This window comes from Sinomicrobium halophytocola (genome assembly GCF_052983395.1).
In genome coordinates this window covers 232,151-246,153 of the sequence record NZ_JBRKIT010000035.1, presented here as the reverse complement: position 1 = coordinate 246,153, position 14,003 = coordinate 232,151, and the positions used below count along the sequence as shown (strand labels likewise).

Annotated in this window: 10 protein-coding genes; 2 read left to right on the top strand and 8 right to left on the bottom strand. The window is 44.3% G+C overall.

All coding sequences use genetic code 11. The features are described 5' to 3' along the window. Positions 1–83: 83 nt before the first annotated feature. The 4 genes from ACVBDY_RS15100 to ACVBDY_RS15085 all read right to left on the bottom strand — a co-directional run bounded on the left by ACVBDY_RS15100 (position 84) and on the right by ACVBDY_RS15085 (position 4,566). On the bottom strand, positions 84–1,247 hold the full coding sequence (locus tag ACVBDY_RS15100) for a sigma-54-dependent transcriptional regulator (protein WP_447176293.1): 1,164 nt from the start codon (positions 1,245–1,247) through the stop codon (positions 84–86). A gap of 178 nt (positions 1,248–1,425) precedes the next feature. Continuing rightward, entirely contained in the window at positions 1,426–2,274 is an 849-nt protein-coding gene (locus tag ACVBDY_RS15095; protein WP_447176292.1) for a mechanosensitive ion channel family protein, read from the bottom strand. A 20-nt stretch (positions 2,275–2,294) separates the two neighbouring features. Continuing rightward, positions 2,295–3,635, bottom strand: a complete 1,341-nt coding sequence (locus ACVBDY_RS15090) for an ABC transporter permease (RefSeq protein WP_447176291.1) — start codon at positions 3,633–3,635, stop codon at positions 2,295–2,297. Next, complete coding sequence (locus ACVBDY_RS15085) at positions 3,628–4,566, bottom strand: ABC transporter ATP-binding protein (RefSeq protein ID WP_447176290.1); 939 nt, start codon at positions 4,564–4,566, stop codon at positions 3,628–3,630. The genes ACVBDY_RS15090 and ACVBDY_RS15085 overlap by 8 nt, the downstream gene beginning before the upstream one ends. 295 nt (positions 4,567–4,861) lie before the next feature. Here ACVBDY_RS15085 and typA point away from each other — a divergent pair, with 295 nt between their 5' ends. Further along, positions 4,862–6,661, top strand: coding sequence for a translational GTPase TypA (gene typA, locus ACVBDY_RS15080; RefSeq protein ID WP_447176289.1), 1,800 nt, complete (start codon positions 4,862–4,864; stop codon positions 6,659–6,661). Positions 6,662–6,932: 271 nt separating this feature from the next. Here typA and ACVBDY_RS15075 read toward each other — a convergent pair whose 3' ends face one another. Together ACVBDY_RS15075 and ACVBDY_RS15070 are read right to left on the bottom strand one after the other, a co-directional pair. Next, a complete protein-coding gene (locus ACVBDY_RS15075) occupies positions 6,933–7,856 on the bottom strand; it encodes a TIGR01777 family oxidoreductase (protein WP_447176288.1) in 924 nt (307 codons plus the stop codon). A 260-nt stretch (positions 7,857–8,116) separates the two neighbouring features. After that, entirely contained in the window at positions 8,117–8,818 is a 702-nt protein-coding gene (locus tag ACVBDY_RS15070; protein WP_447176287.1) for a Dph6-related ATP pyrophosphatase, read from the bottom strand. A gap of 76 nt (positions 8,819–8,894) precedes the next feature. On the opposite strand from ACVBDY_RS15070, the gene lacZ reads away from it, so the two are divergent. Then, positions 8,895–11,981 (top strand): beta-galactosidase, LacZ type, encoded by a 3,087-nt coding sequence (gene lacZ / locus ACVBDY_RS15065; RefSeq protein WP_447176286.1) that lies wholly within the window; start codon positions 8,895–8,897, stop codon positions 11,979–11,981. 81 nt (positions 11,982–12,062) lie between these two features. Here the strand turns inward: lacZ and aroQ are convergent, their stop codons facing one another. After that, on the bottom strand, positions 12,063–12,479 hold the full coding sequence (aroQ, locus tag ACVBDY_RS15060; protein WP_447176285.1) for a type II 3-dehydroquinate dehydratase: 417 nt from the start codon (positions 12,477–12,479) through the stop codon (positions 12,063–12,065). A 225-nt stretch (positions 12,480–12,704) separates the two neighbouring features. Continuing rightward, the gene (locus ACVBDY_RS15055; protein WP_447176284.1) at positions 12,705–13,907 is read right to left on the bottom strand and encodes a glutamate-5-semialdehyde dehydrogenase; all 1,203 of its coding nucleotides are present in this window, start codon (positions 13,905–13,907) and stop codon (positions 12,705–12,707) included. Positions 13,908–14,003 lie beyond the last annotated feature (96 nt).

Sequence of the window (14,003 nt, the reverse complement as noted above, 5' to 3'; positions counted from 1 at the left end):
CAGGTTAGGCAGTGCCCCAAGCGAAGGTGGCTGAGTGTCCCGAACTCTGTTCGGGATGTACCGAAGCCACCGGATTCCACGTTTTATTTGCTGGCAAAAAGCTCCACATCGCTTTCCCCTACTTCATCACCACCGAGAATGATAAGCCGCTCCACAACATTGCGAAGTTCACGGATGTTTCCGGTCCAGTCGTATTCCTGCAAGCGTTTTATAGCTCCTGCGGAGAACTTTTTCGACGGCATTCCCTGCTCGGTGGCCACTTTTTCCGCAAAATGTTCAATGAGCAACGGTATATCTTCCCGCCTGTCGTTAAGGGCAGGTACGTGAACGATAATTACTGCCAGCCTGTGATACAGGTCTTCCCGGAATTTTCCTCTTTCTATTTCCTTTTTCAGGTCTTTGTTCGTAGCCGCTATAACACGCACATCTACTTTGATATCCTTATCACTCCCTACCCGGGTTATTTTATTTTCCTGTAAGGCACGAAGCACTTTGGCCTGTGCCGAAAGGCTCATATCTCCGATCTCATCGAGGAATATCGTTCCTTTGTTAGCCGCCTCAAACTTTCCGGCCCTGTCTTTAACAGCCGAAGTAAAAGCGCCTTTAACGTGTCCGAACAGTTCGCTTTCTATCAATTCCGAAGGAATAGCAGCACAATTCACTTCTACCATCGCCGCTTTGACACGCTCACTTTTTTCGTGAAGCCAGTGCGCCACCAATTCTTTACCCGTACCGTTAGATCCTGTTATCAACACCCGGGCGTCGGTAGGGGCTACTTTTTCTATAATCTCTTTTATCCGGGAAATGGCTTCGCTTTCCCCGATCATTTCAAAATTCTTACTTACTTTTTTCTTGAGTTGTTTATTTTCCCGTACCAGTTCTTTCTTGTCCAATGCATTTCTTACGGTATTCAAAAGCCTGTTCAGATCCGGTGGTTTGGAAATATAATCATAAGCCCCAAGCCTCATGGTATGTACCGCCGTATCCAGATCTCCGTGCCCGGATATCATTACGAAAGGAATATCCGGTTTTACTATCCCCGCGGCCTGCAGGACTTCCACCCCGTCCATCTTCGGCATTTTTATATCGCAGAGGACCAGATCGTAATCTTCCTTTTTTATCTTTTCTATTCCGGCAAGGCCGTCTTCTGCCTCTTCTACTTCATATTCCTTGTTTTCTTCCGTAAGTATTTTCACCAGCACTCTTCGTATGGCAACCTCATCTTCTATTACTAATATTTTTGGCATGGGTCTGTTTTATTATTTTTTAGTTTTGCAGTTCGGAGTTGATGAGTTTGTGGTTGATGGAAAATATTGAAAGAGCATTTTCAAAACGCCGAGCTTATCAACTTTAAAACTCTTTAACCCTTCATCTGACTTAAATTTTCTGTGTTAGATTCATCTGCACAGCACCCCGGAAAACGGCTTATTCTCCCTGCGGTATAATATGCACATCTCTCTGCGGGAACGGTATAGCAACTTTGTTTTCACGAAACTTCTTATCTATTTCAAAACGTATTTCACTTCGCACTCTGGGCGCGGGAAAGCCATCCGGGATATAAAAGTATACCCCAAAATCCAGTGAAGAATCTCCGAAGTTCTCGAAAAGCACAAAAGGTTCCGGGAATTCCAGTATACCGGGATGTTCGTAAACACATTTCAGCAACAACTCTTCCACCAACTTTACATCCGATCCGTATGCCACTCCTACTTTCACATCGTCTCTTATGGTATTTCCGTTCTGTGTCCAGTTGAACAACGGATCGGACATAAATTTATGATTGGGCACAATCAGCATCCGGCCTCCACGGGTTTCCACTCTTGTTGTTCGCAGGTTAATACTTACCACCCTGCCTATTTTATCATCTACCTCTATAATGTCCCCGACATGGAGAGATTTATCGGTAATAATAAGTATTCCGGACATGATATCCTGGAACAGTTGCTGTAGGGCAAATCCCAGACCTACGGCTAAAGCGGCAAAGGGTGTCAGCAGAACGGTGATATTCACTCCCGAAGTATCGAGGGTGAATATGATAACTAATATATAGGCAATATATTTTGCAAACTGAAATATGCTGAAAAACTTATTCTTATCGCTACTATTGAATTTTCTGGTTATTAATTTACGCGTCAGTTTAAGAACAAGATTGGTAACCAATAAAGCAATGATAACCGCCACAATTACACCGATAGTAATATCTACCGGACTATCCTTCGGAGAATATATTTTAACGGCAAGAATATCTTTTATAACATCTATTATTTCATTCATGGTTCATTCATTTAGGGATATCAACTATATTTCAACCACTTATATAATTCCTTATAACTAGGTTTTTTACCGTACATGAGTATTCCTACCCGGTATATCTTAGCGGCCAGCCAAACGATGGCCAGAAAGGTAATAATAAGCAGGACTATAGATGTCACAAACTGCCACACGGGGACGCCCCCGGCACCTATTCCCCCTGGTAAGCGCATGAGCATGACAATGGGAGATGTTAGCGGAAATAATGAAAATGCCACGGCTATAGGCCCGTGCGGGTTATTGAACACGGAAAAGAAACCGACATATATGGCCAGCATAAGCGGTAATATTACGGGGAACATAAACTGCTGTGTATCGGTTTCGTTGTCTACCGCTGCTCCTATAGCGGCATAAATAGAACTGTAAATAAGGTATCCCAGGATAAAATACACTACAAAAGAAAACAACAAAACGCCCCATGATATATTGAGCAGCTCCATCATATAAAGCTGTATCTTTTCCTGCACACCTCCTGACATATTGTTCATGGCGTCTACGGCATCCGGGGGTATTCGGGAACCTCCCAGTTCTCCCATACTTATCCCCAGAAAAGCGGTAAGCAGGAACAACAACAACCCCGCGGAAATACTCCAGATAATAAATTGAGTAATCCCTGCGAGGGAAGTTCCTATGATCTTACCCAGCATAAGCTGAAAAGGTTTTACCGAAGAAATGATCACTTCTATGATCCTGCTGGTTTTTTCTTCGATAACGCTCCGCATTACAAAGGCACCGTAAATAATAATGAACATCATAATAAGGTATCCGAATGCCCCTCCTATGACCGCCTTCATCTCGTTGATCCCTCTCAGTTTTTTCTCCCCCGTAAAATTCTCCACATTGATTTCGTAGCTCTTGCCCATATCTCTCAAAACCTCATCGGGCACCCCGAAGTTCCGGAGTTTTACATCCCGGACCTGGCTGCGGATCACTCCTTCCATAGAAGAAAGGGTGCCAAGGCCGGGGGACTCTTTACAGAAGAATTCTATATTTTCTGCTACATTTTCGATATCCCCGCCTGACGGAATGTAAAGTAGCCCGTAATAGGCTGCATGCTGTGCGGAGTCTTTGGCTGCTTCCAGCGGTATGTCCCGGAATCCCACAAAAGCTATGGAAGCGTCATCTTTAAATTGTTCCCGGAAAAAATCTCCTTCATTAAGCACAGCTACAACTTTCCTGTCTTCGTTATTGGCTTTAGTCAGAAAAAAAACCAATGCCGCCATTCCCACGACCAGTAACGGGCTGAGAATGGTCATTACTATAAAAGACCTGTTACGAACTTTGGCCAGGTACTCTCTCTTTATGATCAAAGGCAGTTTATCCATTACTGTCACTGTCTTTTACGGTTTGTATAAAAATATCGTTAACACTCGGAATGACCTCTACAAAATGGCTTACCGTTGACCTGGATACCAGGTATTGAAGAAGATCGTTTGGAGAATATCCGTTTTGGAATTGTATCCGGAGTTTAAGCTCATCGGATAATGATTTAAAAGTAGCATCCGAAACTGTAAAACGCCCTTCCAGTTCCGATCGCAAAGCTTCCTTGTTCTCCACATCCAGCCCTACTTCAAAAGTATTACTCCGGTATTGCCGTTTTATGCCTACCAGTTTTCCATCCAGTATTTTTTGCGATTTGTTGATAAGCGCTATATCATCGCAAAGCTCTTCTACCGATTCCATACGATGCGTAGAAAAAATAACGGTGGCTCCTTTATCCCTGAGGTGCAGTATCTCATCTTTAATAATATTGGCATTGATCGGATCAAAACCACTGAAGGGTTCATCAAAAATAAGCAATCTGGGGTTATGCAATACCGTCACCACAAACTGTATCTTCTGGGCCATTCCTTTGGACAGTTCCTGTATCTTTTTGTTCCACCAATCCCCTATCCCAAGCCGGTCAAACCAGTACTGTAACCTTTCCTTTGCTTCTTTCCTGGACAATCCTTTTAACTGGGCCAGGTAAAGCGCCTGTTCCCCTACTTTCATACTTTTGTACAAGCCCCTCTCTTCGGGCAAATATCCGATAAGCGCTATGTGTTCGGGTTGCAAGGGCTTTCCGCCGAAAAATACGGTCCCCGTATCCGGGTAAGTAATCTGGTTGATAATTCGTATCAAGGTAGTCTTCCCTGCTCCGTTGGGGCCGAGCAAGCCAAAAATGCTACCTTCGGGCACTTTTAACGAAACATTGTTCAGCGCGGTGTACTGTCCGTATTTCTTGGAGACATTATTCACCTCCAGCAGATTACTCATATTTGGTATGTTAGTTTTCACGTAGTAGCATCCAAAGATATTGAAATCACTCTTAAAGAGGGAAAAATCGGAAAATTTATTTACCGGAGAGCCTGTTTCGGCAGAGAAAAACTGTGATTTCGTCCCTGCAAAACCCCTGAGCCATATTCCGGACTCCTTAAAAAACAATAATTTAATGTTTATATGCCAAGAATATGATATATATTTGCGCCCTCATTTTCGGGGTTGATTTGAGGCAATGAACATCACAAAAACTCCGAAAAAATCACATAGTGTTAAAAATCAAGTCAAAATTATGGCGGACATCAGAAATATAGCGATCATAGCCCACGTAGACCACGGTAAAACCACGCTGGTAGACAAGATAATGTACCATTGTCAGCTATTTCGTGAGAACGAGAATACGGGCGATCTGATCCTGGACAATAACGACCTGGAAAGGGAAAGGGGAATTACCATTACCTCCAAAAATGTTTCGGTAACTTACAAAGGCACGAAGATCAACATTATCGACACTCCCGGTCACGCCGACTTCGGTGGGGAGGTAGAACGTGTCCTGAATATGGCAGACGGGGTTTTGTTACTGGTAGATGCTTTTGAAGGGCCTATGCCGCAAACACGATTCGTATTGCAGAAAGCTATCGATCTGAAACTGAAACCCTGTGTGGTTATCAACAAGGTAGATAAAGAAAACTGTACACCGGAAGAAGTACACGAAAAAGTATTCGACCTGATGTTTGAACTGGGTGCGGAAGAATGGCAACTCGATTTTCCTACCGTATACGGTTCGGCCAAAAACAACTGGATGTCCGAAGACTGGCAGAATGTTACGGAGAATATCGAACCTCTACTGGACATGGTCATAGCGCACGTCCCTGAGCCTAAGGTTTCGGAAGGAACACCGCAAATGCTCATCACGTCTCTCGATTTCTCAAGCTTTACCGGGCGTATCGCTATAGGAAGACTGCAAAGAGGGATACTTACGGAGAACATGCCGATAGCCCTGGTAAAAAGGGACGGAAGCATCCTGAAAGCCAGAATAAAAGAACTGCATATCTTCGAAGGTCTTGGCCGTAAAAAGGTATCGGAAGTACATGCGGGTGATATCTGCGCCATCGTTGGCCTGGAAAGCTTTGATATCGGCGATACCGTTGCCGATGCGGAAAACCCGGAAGCACTGGCTTCCATAGCTATAGACGAACCTACCATGAGCATGCTCTTTACTATTAACGATTCTCCGTTTTTCGGTAAAGAGGGCAAATACGTGACTTCCCGTCACATCAAGGACCGTCTTAACAAGGAACTGGAAAAAAACCTTGCCCTCAGGGTAAACGAAACCGAAAGTGCGGATAAATTCATGGTATTTGGCCGTGGGGTACTGCACCTTTCCGTACTGATCGAAACCATGAGACGTGAAGGTTATGAACTCCAGATCGGGCAACCACAGGTTATCATCAAGGAAATAGACGGTGTAAAATGTGAGCCCGTGGAAGAACTTACCATTGACCTGCCGGAAAATCTTTCCGGAAAGGCTGTGGAATTTGTCAGCCTTCGAAAAGGAGAAATGCTGAGCATGGAGCCTAAAGGAGAACGCATGGTTTGTGTATTCCAAATCCCGTCCAGAGGTATCATCGGTCTCAGGAATCAATTACTGACGGCTACGGCAGGTGAGGCCATCATGTCGCATCGGTTTATAGAATACCAACCGTACAAGGGTGAGATTCCCGGCAGAAATAACGGTTCCCTTATTTCTATGGAAAAAGGTAAAGCCATTCCGTATTCTATTGATAAATTACAGGAAAGAGGTAAGTTTTTTGTAGATCCTAACGAGGAAATTTACGAAGGACAGGTTATCGGAGAAAATTCCCGGGGAGATGATATGACGGTTAATGTAACCAAGACAAAAAAGCTTTCTAATGTCCGTTCTTCAGGAGCTGATGACAAGGCAAAGATTGTCCCTGCCATAAAATTCTCCCTGGAAGAAGCCCTGGAATACATTCAGAAAGACGAATATGTGGAGGTGACTCCGAAAAGTCTCCGGTTACGAAAAATATACCTGACCGAGAACGACAGAAAACGCTTTAAAATAGCGTAACGATATAATAATACTATTCAATATATAAATCCGGGAAGTGACCATGTCGCTTCCCGTTTTTTATTGCAGGTCGCAAAGTTGTGTTTTTTTTAGTTGGTAGTTCTGAGTCGGTCCTACGCTATCATCATATTTAGTAGCTGAAAAAGTTTTTTTAGTTTGTGGTAAAATTGTTTTAACCAGGTTTCTCATAAAATCAGTTATTCATTTTCCGGAAATCTGATTTATCTGTTCTAAAACTTTCGGACCGTATGTGTAATTATCCTTCCCGGGATTATTCCTGCCCGGATTTCCCTAACAAATCTTCCAATGCGGGTTTTATACTGGAATACTTAAACAAAAATCCCATATCCGTTATTTTCCGTGAACTGACTCTCTGACTACTAAAGAGCAGGTAAGACATTTCTCCCAGCAGGCAACGCATAACAAAACGGGGGACATTGGGCAAGAAAAGCGGTTTATGAAGTACATGTGCTATTTCTTTGGTCAGTTTTTCATTGGTTACCGGGTTAGGTGCCACCCCGTTAAAAATACCCGGCAGACCTTTTTCCGCCACAAACAGGAATATTTCCGCCAGGTCTTTGATATGTATCCAAGACTGCCATTGCTTACCGTTGCCAAGAGGGGCGCCGGCAAAACATTTCACCGGCCCGGCCATCTGCGGCAATGCCCCGCCTTTTGCGGAAAGGACCAATCCAATGCGTATTTTAGCCACCTTTATCCCCAAACGTTCCACGGAATCGGCAGCAGCTTCCCATTCTGTTATTACCTTTCCGGGAAAGGAATCATCTGCTTCCGGTTCATCTTCATCATAATAATGAACTTCAGAATCCGGATAATAACCGATAGCCGAAGCCGAAAGCAGCATTTTTACCCGGTGTCCGTTCTCACACGCCAATGTTCGGTGCAATAATTGCAGGGACAATATCCGGCTTTCCAGGATGCGCTTTCTTCGCCCGGGGGTCCACCGCTGTGCTATGGTTTCGCCCGCCAGGTTGATAATGATATCCACACCATCCAGGCATGCCCTGTCTATATCTCCCTTATCGGGGTCCCAATAGAACCCCTTGCACGTATCCGTCTGCTTTATCTTGGAACGGCTTGTGGTAAGATAATGCACTTCAATCCCTCTCTGTTCGCATAAACGAACTATCTCACTGCCTATCAAGCCTGTCGCCCCGGTAATTAAAACTCGCATTTTCTCATTTCTTGATCTTCTTAAAGATACGGCATATTGCAGAAGCGACATAACTATTTAGAAAAGGTTTAACGTATTGTGATCTTCTATTTACGGGCAGGGCAAACGCATTAAAAAAGCTATAATTGTAACGTTTAAAATTCCAGGTTCCAGGTTACAAGTTACAGGTTACAGGTTCCAAGTTACAGGTTGCAAGTTCCAAGTTTACGATTGTCAGTTTATCGGTTACCATTTCTATGTTTCTCATAGAGGAACATGACCTATTTTGCTTGTAAGTCACAATACCAGAACGCGTTGTCCCAGGCAGGTGTACTATTACTTTCCGTTCCGTATGTTTTCAGTACTTTTTCCCCGATCCGGAATTTTATGGGATTACGGAATACCGGGCCATCGTACACAAAAGTATGAAACTCCCCGTTCTCCCCGCAAACATCTACCCCGTCGGGTAAATTACGGATAAAATCCCGGTCGATCTCCCGCCCGCAGAAGTCTTTTCCCAACAGCCTGGCATTCACACATACCGTTATCGCCTTAAAACCCAGATCAATAAATTCTTCAAGAAGTGTATGTGTATCTTTTTTCCACAGGGGGAAAATTGCTTTTAGCCCGGTTTCTGCAAGTTTTGCTTCCCGGTACTGTTTCAGGTCTTCCAGAAAAATATCCCCGAAAGCCGCGTAGCGATATCCTTGTTTGCCGAGCTCCCCGGTTTCTTCTTTCATCGTCCGGTTATAGGTTTCCATATCCACGGTTGCAGGAAAATAGATCTTGTGTAACGGTATCCCTGTGCTGGCTGCCTGAAGGTCGAGTAACTCCTCCGGAAGCCCGTGCATGGACACCCTGCCGAAGTCCCTGTTCACCGTAGTCACCAGGCTTTGCACGTCGTATATCCCCTCTTCCCGCATCTTATACAGGGCCAATGCGGAATCTTTGCCGCTACTCCAGTTAAAATATGTTTTTTTCACAGGATTTGTCATCAAAAAATATCTTTACAATCCGGTCATTTTTATATATTTGTGCTCGAACACAACTATAATCTCCATGAAAACACCTGTTTTTACGTTTATTCTTCTTTTAATCGCAGGCACCGCCATAGCACAAACTTTAGATCCGGTATGGGAAAATCCCGGTGTCACGGAAATAGACAAACTTCCTCCGCGGGCTTCCTTCTTTGCCTACGAAAATAGCACTCTTGCGGGACAAGGCAAAAAAGAAAATTCCAAAAGGTTCGCATCGCTCAACGGCACGTGGAAATTTAACTGGGTACGTGATGTTGCGGACCGTCCCGAAAATTTCTACAAGGAAGATTACGATATTTCGGGTTGGGATGACATCCGGGTGCCGGGTAACTGGGAATTACAAGGATATGGTATCCCCATATATGTAAACCACCCTTATGAGTTTAAAGTAAAGAACCCATCCCCTCCCGATATTCCGGACGGGTATAATCCGGTTGGCTCTTACAAACGGACATTTACACTTCCGGCGGACTGGAAGGATCAAAAAGTATATATTCACCTGGGTGCCGTCAAATCCGCCTTCTATATCTGGATAAACGGACAGAAAGTGGGTTATAGCCAGGGCTCCAAACTTCCTGCCGAATTTGATATCACCCCTTATATAAAGCCAGGTAAAAACCAGGTTGCTTTGGAAGTTTATCGCTGGAGTGACGGCAGCTACCTGGAATGCCAGGATTTCTGGAGAATTTCCGGTATTGAAAGAGACGTCTACCTATACACCACACCCGTTACCCACATTAAAGATGTGGATATACTGGCCTCACTCAACGACAAGTACACCGACGGTATTTTTAACCTGAGCGTTGCTCTGGCCAACCTGCCTCGTAAAAAAAACAAACACACCATATCTGTACGTCTCCTGGATAACAATAAAACGATATACGAAGATTCCCGGCAACTTACGGACAGTGTTATTTCCTTTTCGAAAACGATTCCCGGAGTAAAACAGTGGTCTGCCGAATTCCCCAACCTGTACCGCCTGGAAATTATCCTTTCCGAAAAAGGACAGGAACAGGAAATCATATCGCAACGCATAGGTTTCCGGACTACCGAAATTAAGAGAAACCAGTATTTCCTTAACGGGAAACCCATCCTTATCAAAGGGGTAAACCGCCATGAGCACGATCCTGTCACCGGACATGTGATTTCCGGGGAAACCATGGAAAAGGATATCGAAATACTAAAACAGTACAATATCAATGCCGTGCGTATGGCGCACTATCCGAACGATCCGTATTTCTATGAATTATGTGATATATACGGTATTTACGTAGTGGACGAGGCCAATATAGAATCGCACGGTATGTATTACAACCTGGAACGCACCCTGGGCAACAATCCGAAGTGGCTCAAAGCCCATATGGATCGCATACAGCGCATGGTGGAACGGGATAAAAACCACCCTTGTATCATCACCTGGTCTTTAGGCAATGAAGCGGGTAACGGGTGGAATTTTTACAATGCTTATAACTGGATCAAAGAACGGGACCCTTCCCGGCCGGTACAATACGAACGCGCCCAGAAAGAGTGGAATACAGATCTTATTGTACCGCAATACCCTTCTCCGGCCTCTATGGCAGATTTTGCCGAAAAAGGATATAACCGTCCCATGATCATGAGCGAATACGCCCATGCTATGGGAAACAGCCTGGGGAATTTCAAGGAATATTGGGATGCCATTGAAAAGTATGATATTTTACAAGGCGGGTTTATCTGGGATTTTGTAGACCAGGGTATTTTAACCGAAAAAAACGGCAAAAAGATCTATGCTTACGGTGGCGATTTCGGTCCGGAAGGCACTCCAAGTGACGGAAACTTTCTCATCAACGGGCTGGTCATGCCCGACCGGACACCCAACCCACATATGTACGAAGTAAAAAGGGTGCACCAAAATGTAAAATTTGCAGTTAAGGACACTTTAAAAAAGGCTTTTACGGTTAAAAACTGGTATTTCTTCCGGGATATTTCCAATTACCGGGTAGACTGGGAATTATTGGAAAACGGGCTTGTTGTAGAAAAAGGAAGCCTTGATAATTTTAATCTTCAGCCACAGGAAGAAAAAGAAGTCTCCATTCCGGTTACATACGATTTTGCCGCCGGAAAAGAATATCTTTTGAATTTTTCGGTGAACCTGAAAGAAAAGGAACCTTTTATACCTGCCGGGTTCGAAATTGCTTATGACCAGTTTATACTGCAACCGGGGAGCCTTACCGTAGAGAAAACCTCCGAAGGAAACATTGTACCGGAAGACAGAAAAGGTGTACTGCGTGTAAAAGGAAACACTTTTTCTATAGATTTTGATACGACACGAGGAATTATCTCCGGATACACCTACAACTGTGACATAGTACTGGAAGAAGCCGGACAGGTAAACTTCTGGCGTGCCCCGGTAGACAACGATTACGGTGCGGGAACACAACGGAAATATGCGGAATGGAAAGAGGCCGGAAAATCGGGAGAAAAGGTCACGTATAAAACAGCCAGATCGAAAAAGGAAAATGCCTTTGAAATAATCTTTAGCAAACCGTTGCTGAACGGCGATGCGGAATTTGTACAGACTTATACGGTATACGGAGACGGCAAGGTACACGTAAGCAATAGCTTTAAAGCCGAAAAAGGCGAACATCTACCGATGTTCAAATTCGGGAATATCATGATACTTCCGGAAGGTTTCGAGGAAATGGCATGGTACGGGAGAGGACCTTTCGAGTCTTATGCCGACCGGAAAACGGCTGCGAGGATCGGGCTTTACGAAAGTACGGTTTCCGGACAATACCACCCATACGTCCGTCCGCAGGACAGCGGGAACAAAACGGATGTCCGTTATGCTACGCTCCGTAATGGCAAAGGTGTTTCTTTACGCATCACGGGAGATACCCCGGTGCATTTCTCGGCCTTACACTACAGCACAGAAGACCTGGACGGTGGTATGGAGAAAGCGCAGATGCACTCCGGTGAACTCGTTCCGCAGAAAAAGACTTTCATCAATGTAGATGGCATGCAATCGGGTGTGGCCGGTATTGACAGCTGGTACAGCCTGCCGTTAGAAAAATATCGTTTGCCATATGCTTCTTATGACTATAGTTATTGGATAATACCTTTCGAATAGAAAACAAACGATCAAAAAGCGCCCTTCTTCAGGTGAGGAAAGGCGCTTTTTATCTTATATCATTCATGATCATCCCTTTCGTTACAAAACAAAACTACGAATGGCAAGAATATAACTCTCCAGTCCGAAACCGAGTATCACGCCTTTCGCATGCGGGGAAATATAGGACTGATGCCGGAAGGATTCCCGCCCGAAAGTATTGGATATATGTACTTCAACGACAGGGGTGGATATTCCCTTTATGGCATCTCCTATACCGATAGAAGTATGGGTATAAGCTCCTGCATTGAGAATAATGCCATCGTAACTGAATCCGGTTTCATGGAGTTTATCTATAATCTCTCCTTCTATATTGGATTGATAATAATTGAGTTCAGTATCAGGGAATTCACCACGAAGTTTTTCCAGAAAATCTTCAAAGGTTTCTGAACCGTATATTTCGGGCTCACGCTTCCCGAGAAGGTTCAGGTTAGGCCCGTTGATGATAATGAGTTTCATCTGTTAATATTTATTGTTTTTTAGTGGTCAGATGGAATGCCTTATAATCATGTTGGTTGGTGTCTGTAAATTTGGTCATAGGCATTTCATATTTTTTGTTTCTTTAGATAGGAACCCCGTAAAAGTATCTATTTTCGGGGGTATAAAAAAATACGAACTATTAAAACAAAAACCCCGGAGGTTTTTGTAAAACTCCCGGGGCTGTCACCAACTATAAAACATCACCTATAGACGAATCTGGCCATCGCCGTATACGTAATATTTATTTGTAACCAGTTGTTCCAGTCCCAATGGTCCCCTGTGATGTAGTTTATCCGTACTTATTGCCAGTTCAGCTCCTACACCCATCTGGCCCCCGTCTGTAAAACGGGTGGAAGCGTTCTGGTATACCGCCGCGCTGTCTACCTGTTCCATAAAGGCAAGGGCAACGTCGTCATCTTCCGTAAGCACACAGGCGGAATGTCCGCCGGAATACTTGTTGATCCGGTCTATGGCTTCTTCTACATTATCTACGGCTCCGATTACTGCTTTCAACGCCAGGAACTCTTCATACCAGACAGATTCTTCTTTTACCGGGGAAGCCTCCGGAAGTATTTTTTTTATATCGGTATCCGCAAGAAGTTCCACGGCGTTTTCGTGTAATTCCTTTGCCAGTTCTTTTACCTTGTCCTCATACCCGGGAATATTCTTATCCACCAGGATCTTATCCAATGCGTTACACGCGGATATTTTATGGGTTTTGGCATTGACAATTACACGAAGGGCCTTGTTCCAGTCCGCATCTTTATTTATATACAGGAAATTATTTCCCCGTCCGCTTATCAGTACGGCACATTGCGCGTGGTCTTTTACGAACTTAATGAGCCTTTCCCCTCCACGGGGTACGATAAGGTCCAGTTTTTCGGGCGGATTTTTCAGGAATTCCTGGGTTTCCTGGCGGTTCATGTTCAGCAACCGGATCCAGGCTTCGGGTTCCAGGCCGTTTTCTTTCAGGGCCTTGTGCCAGAACTCTTCCAGTTTTTTATTACTGTTCCAGGCTTCTTTACCTCCTTTGAGCAGTATTTTATTATTGGCTTTAAAGGCCAGAACGGCTGCTTCTATAGTCACATCAGGGCGGGACTCGTAAATAATCATTATGGTACCGAACGGGGCTGTCTTGTTCAGTATTTTCAACCCGTTATCCAGTTCCCGGGACGATTTCAGTTTTCCTACGGGATCGTCCTGTTCCCTGACTTCTTTTACCGCCTGGATCATACCGTCTACTTTAGCCTGGTTGACCACCAGCCTGTCGTACATGGCACGGTCCGAACTGTCAAAGGAGTCGAGGTCCTTTTTATTCGCCGCTATAATGGCTTCACGTTCTTCATCCAATATGCGTTCCATGGATTTCAGGACGTTATTTTTTATATCTTTTGCTAATAGTTTCATTGTCTTTGTTTTTTGAGGTCCGAAGCTCGGAGTGCTAAGTCAGAAGTGGAGTTAATTCATACACAATACTTCGGACTTCGTACTCCTGACTTCCGA